12 protein-coding genes and 1 tRNA gene are annotated in these 15,638 nt (G+C 35.6%); 8 read left to right on the top strand and 5 right to left on the bottom strand.

The features are described 5' to 3' along the window. Positions 1 to 370: 370 nt before the first annotated feature. The 4 genes from L2586_RS16090 to L2586_RS16075 all read right to left on the bottom strand — a co-directional run bounded on the left by L2586_RS16090 (position 371) and on the right by L2586_RS16075 (position 4,417). Positions 371 to 3,013 carry an SdrD B-like domain-containing protein gene (locus L2586_RS16090; RefSeq protein ID WP_235293954.1) on the bottom strand — a complete coding sequence of 881 codons (2,643 nt, stop codon included), beginning with the start codon at positions 3,011 to 3,013 and terminating at the stop codon, positions 371 to 373. Positions 3,014 to 3,678: 665 nt separating this feature from the next. Continuing rightward, complete coding sequence (locus tag L2586_RS16085) at positions 3,679 to 3,915, bottom strand: GIY-YIG nuclease family protein (RefSeq protein WP_235293953.1); 237 nt, start codon at positions 3,913 to 3,915, stop codon at positions 3,679 to 3,681. 142 nt (positions 3,916 to 4,057) lie between these two features. Continuing rightward, positions 4,058 to 4,294 carry a GIY-YIG nuclease family protein gene (locus L2586_RS16080; protein ID WP_235293952.1) on the bottom strand — a complete coding sequence of 79 codons (237 nt, stop codon included), beginning with the start codon at positions 4,292 to 4,294 and terminating at the stop codon, positions 4,058 to 4,060. A 48-nt stretch (positions 4,295 to 4,342) separates the two neighbouring features. After that, positions 4,343 to 4,417, bottom strand: a tRNA-Pro gene (locus L2586_RS16075). 645 nt (positions 4,418 to 5,062) lie between these two features. Between L2586_RS16075 and L2586_RS16070 the strand changes: the two genes are divergently transcribed. Further along, on the top strand, positions 5,063 to 5,662 hold the full coding sequence (locus tag L2586_RS16070; RefSeq protein ID WP_235293951.1) for a carboxymuconolactone decarboxylase family protein: 600 nt from the start codon (positions 5,063 to 5,065) through the stop codon (positions 5,660 to 5,662). Between the two features lie 9 nt (positions 5,663 to 5,671). Continuing rightward, positions 5,672 to 6,889 carry an enoyl-CoA hydratase-related protein gene (locus tag L2586_RS16065; RefSeq protein WP_235293950.1) on the top strand — a complete coding sequence of 406 codons (1,218 nt, stop codon included), beginning with the start codon at positions 5,672 to 5,674 and terminating at the stop codon, positions 6,887 to 6,889. 5 nt (positions 6,890 to 6,894) lie between these two features. Here the strand turns inward: L2586_RS16065 and L2586_RS16060 are convergent, their stop codons facing one another. Further along, entirely contained in the window at positions 6,895 to 7,371 is a 477-nt protein-coding gene (locus L2586_RS16060) for an Lrp/AsnC family transcriptional regulator (protein ID WP_235293949.1), read from the bottom strand. Between the two features lie 175 nt (positions 7,372 to 7,546). Between L2586_RS16060 and L2586_RS16055 the strand changes: the two genes are divergently transcribed. From L2586_RS16055 to L2586_RS16030, 6 genes are all read left to right on the top strand, one after another. Further along, the gene (locus L2586_RS16055) at positions 7,547 to 7,981 is read left to right on the top strand and encodes a MarR family winged helix-turn-helix transcriptional regulator (protein ID WP_235293948.1); all 435 of its coding nucleotides are present in this window, start codon (positions 7,547 to 7,549) and stop codon (positions 7,979 to 7,981) included. A 178-nt stretch (positions 7,982 to 8,159) separates the two neighbouring features. Then, a complete protein-coding gene (hppD, locus tag L2586_RS16050; RefSeq protein WP_235293947.1) occupies positions 8,160 to 9,290 on the top strand; it encodes a 4-hydroxyphenylpyruvate dioxygenase in 1,131 nt (376 codons plus the stop codon). A 357-nt stretch (positions 9,291 to 9,647) separates the two neighbouring features. Beyond that, positions 9,648 to 10,487 (top strand): serine O-acetyltransferase, encoded by an 840-nt coding sequence (locus tag L2586_RS16045; protein WP_235293946.1) that lies wholly within the window; start codon positions 9,648 to 9,650, stop codon positions 10,485 to 10,487. A 2-nt stretch (positions 10,488 to 10,489) separates the two neighbouring features. Beyond that, positions 10,490 to 11,368 (top strand): cysteine synthase CysM, encoded by an 879-nt coding sequence (gene cysM / locus L2586_RS16040; RefSeq protein ID WP_235293945.1) that lies wholly within the window; start codon positions 10,490 to 10,492, stop codon positions 11,366 to 11,368. Between the two features lie 103 nt (positions 11,369 to 11,471). Next, entirely contained in the window at positions 11,472 to 12,695 is a 1,224-nt protein-coding gene (locus L2586_RS16035; RefSeq protein ID WP_235293944.1) for a PAS domain-containing sensor histidine kinase, read from the top strand. A 500-nt stretch (positions 12,696 to 13,195) separates the two neighbouring features. Further along, on the top strand, positions 13,196 to 15,556 hold the full coding sequence (locus L2586_RS16030) for a heavy metal translocating P-type ATPase (protein ID WP_235293943.1): 2,361 nt from the start codon (positions 13,196 to 13,198) through the stop codon (positions 15,554 to 15,556). The last annotated feature ends 82 nt before the right edge of the window (positions 15,557 to 15,638 follow it).

The following is a 15,638-nucleotide window of genomic DNA, read 5'->3' as shown; positions in this document are numbered from 1 at the left end:
ATAGGTTTCTACAATTAAAATATGTTGATCCTTAATTTCTTACATATTTTATTTTTAATAAATTGTAACTACCAGCGATTGTACAGTAGTAGAAGAGAAATGAGATTGCAATATAGCTTTTCGACTATGTCATAGAAATTTATTCTTTTAAGTATCATTAAATACGTTCAAAGAAGGACTCACACCTAACTACTGAAGTGTATCTTGGGTTAAATTGAGCTCGGATGATTATCGAATGCTTTGCAAGAATAGGTCAATGATCAATTATAAACTTTTGAGGTGTAAATCATTCCTTGCAAAAAGAAATGTTAATAAAATAGGAAGTCAAGTTATCAAGAGATCAATAACTTGACTTCCTTTAAAGTAATTTTTATAGTTTCAAGATTTTCTCCGTTAAAACAAGCTTTTCCTCATCGTATATTCTGATAAAGTAGATACCATTAGTCAAATCCTCAATGTTAATACTAGTGGAATCATTAGTAGAATTTACGACCTTCCCGGCTTGGTTTACAATAAATATCTTCATGCCTTTTTCAAATCCAGATATATTAATTTTGCTTACAACAGGATTAGGATAGACACTTATTCGAGCTTCTTTTGTGTTTTTTATATGCTTTATTCCCATTACTGATTCATTTCCATTAAAATCCACCTGAATTAGCTGGTAAAAATTTGAACCGTTAGATGGAGCCCTATCCAAATATTCATAATCTGAAACAAACTCTGTGGTACCTTGACCTATAATTTTTCCTATCATTCGATAGTCTTTACCATTAACTGAATGTAAAATGTTAAATTCTTGATTATCTATCTCTGAAGATGTGGACCATTTTAAAAGATTACCATTATCCTGCTTGAAAGCATTGAAAGAAATCAATTCAACTGGAAGTATAAAATCACTGGTTACAAAATCATTTGTACTATCAGTTTCTTGCGTGCCTACACCTACTGAAACAGGTATGCGACCATTAATTGTACTTCCATCATTTTCTTCTTCATCCTCGGCACCGTCTATCATATCATCATTTTCATAAGTCAGCGAATTTGGAGTACTACCAATTTCAACTAGATAATTGCCTGGTGGGACATTTAAAAACTCATAATATCCACTTGCGTTTGTAGTGGCAGTGATAGGAATCCCATCAGAATCCAAAACAGGGCTACCATCACTTTCCAATAAAGACATTGTTATGGCATCTACCCCAGAAGTCTTGTCCACTGTTCCATTATCAACTTCATCAAGGTATACCGTACCACTAATAAGTCCTGCTTTTTCGTCCACGAAGTTATTTCCAGTGTCTACTTCTCCTGCATCAATAGTTGCAGGAATTGAGTTATTATTAAAACCATCTACTTGATCTGTAGAAGTTCCACTATCTGTAATGTCATCGCCATCATAAACTGAAGCATAATTATTAGGATCCGTTTCTACGACGATATAGTTCCCTGGAGATATTCCAGAAAAGCTATAATTTCCATTTACGTCAGTAGTTGTCATTGCAAGTTCATTAGGGTTACCATCGCCATTAGCATCTATAAGCGCAGGACCAGCATTAAATTCAGCTACAGACAAAACACCGTCACCATTTGTATCAGCATAAAGTGTGACTGTTATGTTAGACAGTAACTCTTCAGGATCTCCCATATTTAATTCATCTCCATCATTATCTGAATCTGCAGATACGACTCCACTAATAGATCCCGATTCCTCATCTATAAAATTATTTCCCCCATCTTCCTCTCCAGCAAGCAATGTAATCGGAATTGCATTATCATTATCATTGCTATTTATAACATCATCTACCGTATCATCAACGGAAATATCTCCATCTTGAACAGAAAAATATCCACTAGGATCAGTTTCAATTATTATATAATTTCCTGCAGGGACTCCATTAAATGTATAGCTTCCATCGACATTACTGCTCTGTGTAATGGCTTGATCATCTGGCATGCCATCACCATCACTATCTATTAAAGCGGGTCCAGCTAATAATTCACTTACTGACAAGACTCCATTTCCATCGCTATCTAAATATAACGTAATAGTTACATCACCTAGTGGATTCTCGCCATCATCGTCATTGTTAATATCAGCAAGTACACTCCCTGATATGATACCTCTTGAAACACTTGCGTAATCATAATCCTCAAAAAGTATAGCTTGTGGTTGTTGATCGGCACCTAATAATAAATTATTACAGGTTAGGTCAGAATTATTCGATTCATAAACATGTAATGTGTTACGATCATTATTATTGTTGTACTGAATACTCACTTCACTCAAACATACGCCGTTAAAATCAACTTGAACATCCATACTATTAAAATAAACCCCTGTCAAACAACCTCCTATATTACAATATACTTCCGCAGCACCTCCATTAACGTAAGCTCGATTTCCATCAACTACTTGATCTGAAGCGCAGAAGTCCAAATCTGAATTCCCAATATTTGCTGTATAAGTACAATTTGGATTTAGTTCTACTACTCCTCTAGAAATAATCGAAATTGTGGGTACAACGGTATTTCCATCAGCATCTATACCCGTTATGATCACTTGATCATTATATACAGCTTGAGCAGCTGAAGGGTAGGTGCCAGTAATTCCAGGGGAAGTCAAGTCGACTAATTTAAATTCTACATCACATAAAGGTTCAGAAAACCTAGAGATGAAATAATTCCCATCAAGTGCCGCTTGAGTAGATAAATAATCATGGACAACAAATAATCCTTCTAGATTATCCGGTTGGCCATTACTCTTAATAGATGGAACACACCCAATAGTAAACTCTGCGCCATTTGTAGAAGGTCTATAATCTATAATGTCAACAGGAGATTGAGTCCCATCTGAACTTCCAGAATAAATGACCTCTGCTGTAATTCCATTCCCTCCATTTATTGTTTGGTTATAATTGTTGTTGGACAAAAGATTAAAGTCAATTGTTCCAGACTGAGAAAAAACTAATATTGGAATTAAGGTTTGAAAAAAAATAAGTATTAACTGCTTCATATCTCTTATTTGTATATGTTCATTTAGATAGAATTCTTACAGGAAAGCTCTATCCAATTTTAATAAAAACCACACGCAGACGCGCAGTATATTTACAAATCAATGAAGGGTGTTAAGGGTAAAGGGGATATTTTTAACCATCAAATTTTGAATCGACATTATTTGTTCGAAATGTTCGTATCAAAATTTAATTTTAAAGTTCAACCGGCTTAGAAAACTAAGAACTAGGTTGTTTAGGAAGGATGTTTATAAATAAAAAGTTTAGCGCAAATTGCACCGAATTAAAGAATTTAAATCAAAAGTAATATTTTTTTTCTAAATCAATTGAAGCCTACTAAAAATAAATTTTGACCCTTTTAATAAAATACTATGTAAGTCTTCTGGGAGCGAATTCATTAATTATTGATTGTATATATCAAACAATTTTATAATTCTAACTAAGTCTTGCTTTCACAGTGAATGATGTGAAGCCTGTATAATACTTCCCTACAGTTTCGCTATATAGAATATATACTTTGTACATAGGCAAAAAAAAAGACTGCTTCTTGTGAAACAGTCTTTCGTAATTTAGTAGAGCCTGTCATGCTTTAGCATGAGGCGATAGTATGCGGATGAGTTATAGCTGCAAACAATATTCGACCATATTACTTTCAGCGTATTGCTCGTCAATGTCTTTCTAAAAATCTTCCTGCGCCTTGCTTTTTGATTTTCTTCTCAAATAACAATGCCTCCTTTTTAGTTTTAAATTCTTGTACAAATACAACCATCCAATCCTTTGCTTGGTTTGTAAATCCGCCATTCTTATTGTTATGATAACTAAGTCTTGCTTTCACAGTGAGTGATGTGAAGCCTGTATAATACTTCCCTACAGTTTCGCTATATAGAATATATACTTTGTACATAGACAAAAAAAAAGACTGCTTCTTGTGAAACAGTCTTTCGTAATTTAGTAGAGCCTGTCATGCTTTAGCATGAGGCGATAGTATACGAATGAGTTATAGCTGCAAACAATATTCGACCTTATTAGTTTCAGCGTATTGCTCGTTAATGTCTTTCTAAAAATCTTCCTGCGCCTTGCTTTTTGATTTTCTTCTCAAATAACAACGCCTCCTTTTTAGTTTTAAATTCTTGTACAAATACAACCATCCAATCCTTTGTTTGGTTAGTAAATCCGCCATTCTTATTGTTATGATAACTAAGTCTTGCTTTCACAGTGAGTGATGTGAAGCCTGTATAATATTTCCCTACAGTTTCGCTATATAGAATATATACTTTGTACATAGACAAAAAAAAAGACTGCTTCTTGTGAAACAGTCTTTCGTAATTTAGTAGGGGCGATAGGATTCGAACCTACGACCCCTTGGTCCCAAACCAAGTGCGCTAACCGGACTGCGCTACGCCCCTAAATTATTTATTTTATTTCTTTCGCGAGAAACCTACGTCCCTCACGCCTCTAAAGCGTGATGCGCTAACCGGACTGCGCTACGCCCCTAAATTATTTATTTTATTTCTTTCGCGAGAAACCTACGTCCCTCACGCCTCTAAAGCGTGATGCGCTAACCGGACTGCGCTACGCCCTTAAACTTTACTTATAAAATCAAATAATACTTATACCATTGATTCTAAAGCGGCACAAATATATAAATTCATCGCCTTAATTCGATGTTTTTAGCAAAAAATATTCAACCAATTTTAAAAGTTCTTTATTGTACGCTGATTCACAACATTTTATAACTAAAACTTCTTTCTAGAAAGCAGAAGTGTTTTTTAATTTATTCAAGCCTAATTTGAAATAACTTATCCGAAACCTGATCATTCACCATTTTTCATACTTCCTATTTCAATATTAACCGACTACATGCTCATCTACAATCGATATTCCTTTTTACAGGGGATTCAAACAATTTCAAATGCAATTTACTACTCTATGCCAGCAATTTACAGAGCGAACAACTAAAATATAATCCATTTCTTAACGCATATATTACTCATCTAATCGGACAAGCCGTGTAAATTTCTATTTTTACATTTAAAAAAATCAATAGATTTATGAAAAAGCCACTAGTAGATCCCATACCTGAAACCGACCCTTCTATCCAGGAAATGGTTTTGTTCTATAATGAAACCCTAGGATTTTGTCCGAATAGCATAAAGACTATGCAGCGACGTCCCAGAATTGCAGCAGCATTTGTGGAGATGAATAAAGCGGTTATGGAAAATAAGGGTCGCGTAACCAGCGCATTAAAACGATTAATTGCATATGTTTCGAGCCACGCAACTGGATGCCAATATTGTCAGGCTCACGGAATTAGAGCTGCTGAAAGATATGGCGCAGCAAAAGAACAAATAGAGAATATCTGGGAATATAAAACACATCCTGCCTTTAATGATGCAGAAAGAGCTGCGCTTGACCTGTCGGTTGCCGCATCTGCAGTCCCTAATGCAGTAGATGAAGCCATAAGTGAAAATATGAGAACTCACTGGGAAGCTGGTGAAATTGTTGAAATCATGGGTGTTATTGCGCTATTCGGTTACCTAAATCGATGGAATGATTCTATGGCAACGACTATCGAATCAGGAGCAATCGAATCTGGTGAAGAATTATTAATGGCTAAAAGTAACTGGACAGGAGGCAAGCACAAAAGATAAACCCAACTCATGAAACTTACCCTTGATTATATAAAAACACACATCTCCCCATTAACTGATAAAGATAGTGCGCTATGGGGTATTCTGGACGCTCACCATATGGTGGAACACCTGATTTATCTATTCAAGATGTCCATTGGTGAAATACAGCAAGACATTATTACACCAAAGGAAAAAATAGACCGTTATCAGCAAAGTCTTTATGGAGAACGACGCATTCCTAAGCATTTTAAAAATCCATATTTAAAAAGTGATGAACAAGAAAAGCTTGAATTTGCTTCATTAGATGAGGCTAAGGAAGCTCTTTATGAATATTTCGAGATCTATGAAAAGTATTATTCTGAGCATCCATTAGCTGAAAATAATCACATCGTATATGGCCCGCTTAATAAAGAAAAGTGGGACTTGATTCATAAAAAGCATTTCGAACATCACATCAGACAGTTCGACCTCAAAAAACATAATCCAGCTGGTTATATCGATCAATATATCGAGAAAAATGGTGTGGCTTATATAGAGTTCTTTCATCCATCACATAATGCACTTCCAAGTTACTTATTGAGTGAACTTACTGAAGCTATTCGGAAATATGATACTCATACAGATGCCCAAGTCATCATTCTGAAAAGTGGTGGGAATAGGACTTTTTGTGCAGGTGCAAGTTTCGATGAATTAATAGCCATCTCGAATGCAGAAGAAGGTCATTCTTTCTTTTCCGGCTTCGCCAATGTGATTAATGCAATTCGTAAATGTTCGAAGCTGATTATTGGATGTGTGCAGGGAAAAGCAGTAGGTGGTGGTGTCGGGATAGCATCAGCGGTAGATTATTGCTTTGCTACTAATTATGCTAGTATTAAGCTCAGTGAACTAGGAATAGGTATCGGGCCATTCGTTATTGGTCCGGCGGTAGAAAGAAAAATCGGCACCTCTGCATTTTCGCAATTAACGTTAGAATTTAAGCGGTTTTTTGATGCAAACTGGGCATTAGATAAAGGACTATACCATCAGGTTCATGATACAGCACTTTCTATGGAAACTGCGGTTAGAATCTTTGCAGAAGAATTATGTCATACGAACCCAGAAGCACGAGCATCTATCAAGAAAATGCTTTGGTCTGGAACGGACCATTGGGATGTTCTTCTTAATGAACGTGCAATCACAAGTGGAAAACTTGTACTATCTGAATTTACGAAAAGCAAACTAAGTGCCTTAAAAAAGAAGGCTTAACTAGACTAAAGCATTAGCTTTTCATTTAATGGAATCCTGCTCGTGTGCTTAGGAATAGATAAAGACAATAAGGAATCAATTTTCGAAATGTTCTTTACCGTAAAGAGCTTTTCAGTAATAAATACATTGTATTCCTCCATATTCTTTACAAGCACTTTCAGAACGAAATCCGCACCACCTGTCACGTAATGACATTCCATTACTTCCTGAAAAGCGGTCACTTGGCCGACTATCGCATCTACGGCTTCCTTAGAGTGCTCTTTAATAGAAAGGTGAACAAAGGCAAATAGGCCTTTATTAACCTTCTTTGGATTAATCTGTGCAATATATTTTTCAATTACTCCATCCTGCTCTAGCTTCTTTATTCTATTGAAAATCGGAGTGGTAGAGAGATTTAACTGTTGTGCCATATCTCTAATTGTCATCCGACCATCCTGCTGCAACATATCAATGATCTGATAATCAATTTTGTCAAGTTTCATATTTAATAAGTTTAGTGTTTTGTTATTTCATTTGGTTTTCAGTTTTCCGTGTAACAATATTTGCCTTATGTGTGCTAAATAGTAAGTTATCCATTTATATTGACAAATAAAAGAAAAATTTTCTATCTAGGCTTACATTTACGATATTAATTCGAAAGAGCAGTATATTTACATTATGCAAGCTGAAAATAATAAAATTGGATATTATTTAGAAAGAACGACTCGCTTAGTTAAGTTGAACTTTCACCAAGCATTTAAAAATGCAGGTTTTAATATTACTCCTGAACAATGGGTCATTCTAGATATACTCAATTCCCAAAATGGTCTGAGTCAATCCGATTTAGCAGAACAATCATTTAAAGATGCACCCAGCATTTCCAGAATTATTGATACGCTTGCAAGAAAAAGTTTTGTAGAACGAAAACCGGTTAAGAATGACCGAAGAAAATTTGAAATTTTTCTAACGGAAGACGGAATTAAAACCGTCAAAGCTCTTACGCCTTTAGTCAACAAATTAAGGAATCAGTCATGGCAAGGTTTGTCCAAAGAAGATTACACCAAATTTCTAAAAATAATAAACAAGATATTTGATAATATGTCAAAGGAATAAAAACTCCCATACAGCATACTCTTTCCACCTATCAACGAACTCCTACCTCTACCCTTAAGAGCATTCCGAATTAAATCAATTCAATAGATCTTCATCAGTCACAAAAAATCTTGACTTGCAAAAATAATTAGTGTATATTTGCATATGCAACTATTGTTAATGCAATAATAAAAATATTATGAAAAGTACAGTTATCACAGAAGCAGATAAACTTAAATCAGAAGAATTCATGCCCTTACTCGGCACTGATTATGTAGAATTCTATGTTAGTAATTCTAAACAAGCAGCTCATTTCTACAAAACTGCAATGGGATTTAATTCCTTAGCATATAGTGGATTAGAAACAGGTAATAAAGTAACTGAATCCTATGTAGTATACCAGGATAAAATCAAATTTGTTTTTACCTCTCCTTTAAAAGGAAACTCGGAAATAGGCAAGCAAATAGACAAACATGGTGACGGTGTGAAAACCATCGCATTATGGGTAGAAGATGCCACTCAAGCATATGAGGAAGCCATCGGTCGTGGCGCGAAATCATTCTTCGAACCGATGATCGAAAAAGATGATCATGGCCAAGTGATCAGAGCTGGAATTCATACTTACGGTGATGTTGTCCATGTTTTCGTAGAACGCAAAAATTACAATGGCGTTTTCTTGCCTGGATTCAGAGCTTGGAATTCTGATTTCAAAGTTACATCGGTAGGGTTAAAATTTGTAGACCATATGGTAGGAAACGTAGAGGAAGGTCAGATGAATGAGTGGGTGAAATTTTATGAAGAAGTACTTGGTTTCAAACAGATCTTATCTTTCGATGACAATGATATTTCTACAGAATTCACTGCACTAATGAGTAAAGTGATGAGTAATGGAAATGGAAGAATCAAATTTCCTATCAATGAGCCTGCACCAGGTTTAAAGAAATCACAAGTAGATGAATACCTTGAATTCTACAACGGTGCTGGTGTTCAACATATAGCAGTTGCAACCGATGATATTATCAAAACGGTCACGAAACTAAAATCTCGTGGAATTGAATTTCTGAAAGTTCCTCAGACTTATTATGATGTATTAAGTGAAAGAGTAGGAAAAATAGATGAAGACATTAGTGCACTTGCAGAACTAGGTATCTTAGTCGATAGAGATGAAGAAGGATATTTATTACAAATATTCACTAAAACAGTACAAGCAAGACCTACTATGTTCTTCGAAATCATACAAAGAAAAGGAGCCAATTCATTCGGAAAAGGAAACTTCAAAGCCTTATTTGAGGCTTTAGAACGCGAACAAGAATTAAGAGGAACGCTATAATAACGATCCTGAGAAGGTGGCAAGCCACAGTCCACCTTCTCTTTTTTTATACCAGCAATTAGTCCTCATATTGCTAATAGCAACTAACTCTCTCTATCACATCAGGTAACTTCTTAGTTTTCAATATAATTAGGAATGTCCAAAACATTTATCCAAGAATAACATTAAATTGCTGTCAAATGAATCTCATTCCTGCAGGGGTATTAACATTGACCATCATAAAATTCTGCTACAACCTCTAGGTAAGATTTTAAAATTTATACCGTTAAAGTATTCTGAATAATCAGGTAATATGTTTTTTTCGTGAATTAGGCTTCATTTTTGAACCTTATAGAATTGCATACATTTAATAATACTATGAATAAGAAATTTCTAGATCAATTATTAGAAGCGCACAGATTATGCTCTGACTGCCCTACCCCGATGGAGATCGTCTCCTTTTTTAAGGAATTAAGTGGCGCGTTGTATATGGACTATGCTAAACAGAGCTTCTATTCTACAGACCAAATAGATGCATATCTGAACAATCTTGAGAAAAAATTTGCAGGACTTCTGATCCGAAATCCAGACAACGATTTCACAAAAGTTAATCAGATCGCAGCTGATTTTTTCAAAAAACTACCTGAAGTATATGATCTCCTTGAAAAAGATATTACTGCAATATTCGAAGGTGATCCAGCTGCTAAATCTAGACGTGAGGTGATTCGTTCTTATCCAGGTTTCTATGCCACATTTGTATACCGGATTTCTAATGCAATGCTTCTGTTAAATATAAATGACATTCCTCGGATCCTTACTGAATATGCCCACAGTAAAACAGGAATTGACATTCATCCTGGTGCGACTATAGGACCATACTTTTGTATAGATCACGGGACAGGTGTTGTGATAGGAGAAACAAGTAACATCGGCGAGCATGTGAAGATATATCAAGGTGTTACGCTGGGTGCATTAAGTGTGGATAAATCTGATGCTAATACTAAGCGTCACCCGACCATAGAAGATAACGTGGTGATCTATGCGAATGCAGCAATTCTTGGTGGAAAGACAGTTATTGGAAAGAATTCCATCATCGGTGGAAATGTATGGTTAACCAGATCTGTACCAGCAAATACAAAGTTATATTATAGAGCTAATCTGCAGAACAATAATGATGATTCTATAGATACATTTATCATAAAAGAAACCTTATCATAGCAATGAAGTTATTAGAATTGATCGGTAATACGCCTTTAGTTGAAATCCAGCATCTCAACAAAAATCCTAAGGTGAAAATTTATGGAAAATTAGAAGGTAATAATCCAGGAGGAAGTGTGAAAGATCGAGCTGCATATGGTATGATTACTGAGGCGCTTAAGAGAGGTGATATCAAAAAAGGTGACCGATTAGTGGAAGCCACCAGTGGAAATACTGGAATTGCTTTAGCAATGATAGCGGGACAACTCGGATTAGATATGACGCTACTCATGCCTGCAAAAGCTACCAAAGAAAGAGTCGACACCATGCGAGCTTATGGAGCGACTGTTATTCTTACAGACATCGATAAAACCATCGAATACTCCAGAGAGGTAGCGGACAAAATGGTTGCTGAAGAGGGGTATATTATGCTCAATCAATTCGGAAACCCAGATAACTATGGCGCTCATTATAGAACTACTGGACCTGAAATCCTTAGAGATACTGAAGGGAAAGTAACCCATTTCGTTTCTTCGATGGGAACAACTGGGACCATCATGGGCGTTTCTAAATATTTAAAAGAACAAAATCCAGCTATTCAGATTATCGGATGCCAGCCAACTGATGGTTCGTCTATTCCAGGTATAAGACGATGGAGTCCAGAATTCCTACCTAAAATTTTCAACCCATCCAGAGTGGACCGTGTTATGGACGTTTCTGAAGAAGAAGCAACACGAATGACTCGCAGACTCGCACAGGAAGAAGGCATTCTTGCTGGTATGAGCAGCGGAGGCGCTATGTCAGCAGCCATAAAACTTTCTGAAGAACTAGAAGAAGGTGTGATTGTTAGTATTGTATGCGATCGAGGCGACCGTTATTTGAGTTCAGACTTATTTGGATAGTTGATACAATTTTAATTGTAAATTCTTAAGCGTTTTCCTTTAATTACGCCACAAATATCAAGATAACGCCTTTTCTTTTCTACACTTTTAATACATTTAGTGTATGAAATCTAATGAAGAATTTGCACTTAGACTAAATTCCATCATCGAAGCAGCAATCGATGGCATCATCACCATTGATAGTCGCGGGAATATAGAAACCGTGAATCAAGCAGTTCACAATCTATTTCAATACACTAAAGAAGACATGATCGGCAACAATGTTTCTATGCTTATGCCTGAGCCCGATCATTCGAAACATGATTCCTATCTCCATAATTACATTACTACTCGTCAGGCCAAAATCATAGGCATCGGTCGAGAGGTTAAAGGAAGAAAAAAAGATGGTACCGTATTTCCTTTCAGACTTGCTGTTAGTGAGGTAGTGCTGAATGATCGCGTTATGTTTACTGGGATCATTCATGATATTTCTGATACAAAGAAAGCACAAGATGATCTATGGAAATTAAACCAAAAGCTAGAAGAAAAAATAGCAGAGAGAACGAATGAGCTTGAATCTGTAATCAATAGGTTAATCAAGACGAACCGAAAACTTGAAAAAAGTGAAGAGGCTCTTACAGACGCTTTACAATCTGAGAAAAAAACTAACGAGCTGAAGACCAGATTTATCACAACAGCAGCACACGAATTCAGAACACCACTTAGTACCATATTGTCTTCAGCAGCATTAATCGGAAAATATGAAGACGCTGCATCACAAGACAAAAGAATCAAACACATCCAAAAAATAAAGAGCTCCGTTAATCACTTAACTGGAATTCTAAATGATTTTCTCGATTTATCCAAATTAGAAGAAGGCAAGGTCACACTAAACTTAGTCACTATCAATGTTTCAGAAATCGTTCATGAAACATTTTCTGAGTTAGAAGGTCTTTTAAAGGAAGGACAGGTTCTTAAATTAATTATTGATGAAGAAGTCTCCATTCACTCCGATAAAAACACGATAAAAAATATTCTTTTCAACCTATTATCAAATGCGATCAAGTATTCTGGAGTTGGTGAAATAACAGTACATGTAAAAAGCGATGTGGACAACTTAATCATGAGTATTATAGACCATGGTATGGGAATTCCTACAGAGCAACAGATCTACTTATTCGAACGATTCTTCAGAGCTACTAATGCAGAAAATATCCAAGGAACTGGATTAGGACTTCCTATTGTACAACGTTACGTGCACTTGTTAAATGGAGAATTAACCTTTGAGAGTAAGGAGAATATTGGGAGCACATTTACTGTGCAAATCCCAAAATCTCCTAGCCTATAAACTAAACAATATAAAACTAATTTTTATGCCTTTTGTGATCGAACAATTCTTCACAATGGATTAATAAAAACTGAAATTCAGTCTCTTTAAAACCTATTCTTATTTATTATTTCCTTATCGATTAAATAGCAAATTTTCTTTTTTTGCATACGATAAAAAACGCTTAAATAACCTACTTTTCTGTTGTTCGAATTTGATACTTTTAGATAGCTTTCATGGCTTGAGTATCACTTTATTCAAATATAGAACCAAAAAGAGATGTAAAAAATGATCTAGATCATATTTTCTAGTGATCTATATCACTTTTTAATAGTGATCAAGATCAATTTTAGAATTGACACCCATCATTAATCTTCATGTAAATCAAGATTAGATTTGCTAAAAAAAATTACCAATGGGAAAAAAGACTAAATCTTTATTCGAACACGTCATGCCTTTTTTTAGTATCCTATTTCTTATTCTAATTTTTACAATTTCAATAGTTCTCTTACTCTATTATATTGCTTAAAGAAATTAACATTCAGACAAAATGCGACCATTGTGGCGAAACTTGTGATGAAACAGGTCCGTTAAACTTTTGCTGTAATGGGTGTAAGCAGATTTACTTACTGTTAAAGGATAGTGACCTTACACAGTATTATGATATCGAAAAGCATCCAGGTGTTTCCAGATACAATATTGTCCCTGAAGACCTAGAGTACCTGAAAGAAACAGACGCCGTTCTCAAAATTCTCTCTTTTAGGGATGAAAAATTATCCAAAGTTAATTTCAAATTACCAGCTATTCATTGCGCTTCTTGTCTCTATTTACTAGAAAATTTGCCCAAACTACATGCTGGTATTTCTAATTGCACGGTTAACTTCCTCGAAAAAAAGGCCTACATTACTTTCGAGCATGATCAAATAGAATTATTCGAACTTGTCTCCTTACTTTATAAAATTGGGTATGAACCGGAGCTTAATTTCTCGAAACTACACGAAGAAAAAAATACGACTGTAGATCGTTCACTGTTATTAAAAATCGGAGTTGCAGGTTTTTCATTCGGAAATATTATGTTGCTTAGTTTTCCTGAATACTTAGGATTTGCTGATGCAGCCTCGTCTTACTACTTAGGTTACATCAATATTTTGCTAGCATTACCTGTATTTTTCTATTCTGGATATGGCTATCTATCAGATGCGGTAAAAAACATTAAACAAGGCAACCTGGGAATTCATGTTCCACTTGCTATAGGAATGATCACGTTATTTCTTCGAAGTGTTTATGAGATCCTTTCAACTACAGGTGAAGGATACCTAGATAGTTTTGCTGGATTTGTACTTTTTCTTCTTATAGGTCAATGGTTTCAGGACTTTACTAAAAAGTCTATCGCTTTCGACAGAGACTACCGTAGCTACTTCCCTATAGCGATTCAAGTACTTTCTGAAAATTCTTGGATAAGCAAGTCTATAGATAAGATAGAGGTAGATGAAATTATTAAAGTGCGGAGCGGAGAAATCATTCCTTGCGATGGTGAACTAATCGCAGGAAATGCTCAAATAGATTACAGCTTTGTCACAGGCGAAACGACTCCAAAATCCATGAGCATAGGAGAGCCCATATTCGCGGGCGGAAAGCAGACATCTTCCTCTATAGAAATTAAAGTTAGTAAAACGGTAGACCAAGGTTACTTGACGCAACTATGGCAAGAAAGCCCTTTCAAAGAAGCAAAATCTAGCAAAGCAGAATTATTACTTAACAACATCAGTAAGTATTTCACTTGGACGATACTGGCAATTGCTACGCTTACTTTCTTATTTTGGATCTTTGTAGATGTTTCTACTGCCTTTAGATCTATCACAGCCGTTCTTATCGTTGCATGTCCTTGTGCTTTAGCCTTATCGGTCCCTTTTATTCTCGGAAACGCAACCAGAATCTTAGGGAAAAAAGAATTCTATGCCAGATCCACAGAAACCCTTGAAAAATTATTAGACATCGACACCATCGTATTCGATAAGACTGGAACTATTACGGAGAACAAATCTATGAATGCCGCTTTTATAGGAAACCCACTATCCGCTACAGATAGAGACATCATATTTTCGGTTACTTCACAATCTAGCCACCCACTCAGTACTGCCATTTCTCAAGAAATAAATGGAACATTACGATCAGTATCTAATTATGTGGAAGTCCCTGGAAAAGGAATTATCGCAGAATGTGAAGGAAAGCTTGTAAAAATTGGTTCAGCATCTTTCATATTAGGAGCAGAAAATAATGATGAAAGAAATGTAATTATTGAAATGAGCCATCAAATAATAGGGCACTATACCTTTGAAAAAAAATTAAGGAGGAATATTAGTAACATCATCACTAATTTATCTTCCTACAAGTTGGCTTTACTATCTGGTGATAATGAACGAGAAAGGTCTCGAATGAAAGAAATTTTTCCAGAAGGTGCTGTTCTAAATTTCGAGCAAAGCCCAAAAGATAAATTGAAATACATTAAGGAATTACAAGCTAACGGAGCTAGCGTAATGATGGTAGGAGATGGACTTAATGATGCTGGAGCGCTAAAGCAAAGTGATGTAGGGATGGTTGTTTCGGAAGATAATAACACTTTCACCCCAGCTTGTGATGCCATCATTTCATCAGATCGCTTGGCTGGATTTATCCAAATCCTCGATTACGTTAAGAAGTTAAAAGTTGCATTAATCGGAGCTTTCATTATAGCTTTTCTATATAATTTTATTGGACTTGGTTTTGCTGTTACCGGGAATTTATCACCGATCGTTGCTGCGATCTTGATGCCGACGAGCAGTATTACCATAATGGTTTATGGATTATTAGTGAGTAAATGGCTCTCTTTAAAACTATTGTAATAAAAAAGTGACACAAATCATTTTTCCCTTTGATACCTATCATAAAGGAAGAGTGCAGTCTCTACTAATTTGCAGCGTAAAA

This window comes from Portibacter lacus, assembly GCF_021533215.1.
GTDB lineage: Bacteria > Bacteroidota > Bacteroidia > Chitinophagales > Saprospiraceae > Portibacter > Portibacter lacus.
The sequence above is the reverse complement of the archived record's forward strand: the minus strand, read 5'-3'. Positions and strand labels throughout refer to the sequence as shown.

What these genes read in the sequence shown, in the direction of transcription:
- L2586_RS16090 (WP_235293954.1), bottom strand. Translation starts at nt 3,013, where the DNA reads ATGAAGCAGTTAATACTTATTTTTTTTCAAACCTTAATTCCAATATTA.
- L2586_RS16085 (WP_235293953.1), bottom strand. Translation starts at nt 3,915, where the DNA reads ATGTACAAAGTATATATTCTATATAGCGAAACTGTAGGGAAGTATTAT.
- L2586_RS16080 (WP_235293952.1), bottom strand. Translation starts at nt 4,294, where the DNA reads ATGTACAAAGTATATATTCTATATAGCGAAACTGTAGGGAAATATTAT.
- L2586_RS16070 (WP_235293951.1), top strand. Translation starts at nt 5,063, where the DNA reads ATGAAAAAGCCACTAGTAGATCCCATACCTGAAACCGACCCTTCTATC.
- L2586_RS16065 (WP_235293950.1), top strand. Translation starts at nt 5,672, where the DNA reads ATGAAACTTACCCTTGATTATATAAAAACACACATCTCCCCATTAACT.
- L2586_RS16060 (WP_235293949.1), bottom strand. Translation starts at nt 7,371, where the DNA reads ATGAAACTTGACAAAATTGATTATCAGATCATTGATATGTTGCAGCAG.
- L2586_RS16055 (WP_235293948.1), top strand. Translation starts at nt 7,547, where the DNA reads ATGCAAGCTGAAAATAATAAAATTGGATATTATTTAGAAAGAACGACT.
- hppD (WP_235293947.1), top strand. Translation starts at nt 8,160, where the DNA reads ATGAAAAGTACAGTTATCACAGAAGCAGATAAACTTAAATCAGAAGAA.
- L2586_RS16045 (WP_235293946.1), top strand. Translation starts at nt 9,648, where the DNA reads ATGAATAAGAAATTTCTAGATCAATTATTAGAAGCGCACAGATTATGC.
- cysM (WP_235293945.1), top strand. Translation starts at nt 10,490, where the DNA reads ATGAAGTTATTAGAATTGATCGGTAATACGCCTTTAGTTGAAATCCAG.
- L2586_RS16035 (WP_235293944.1), top strand. Translation starts at nt 11,472, where the DNA reads ATGAAATCTAATGAAGAATTTGCACTTAGACTAAATTCCATCATCGAA.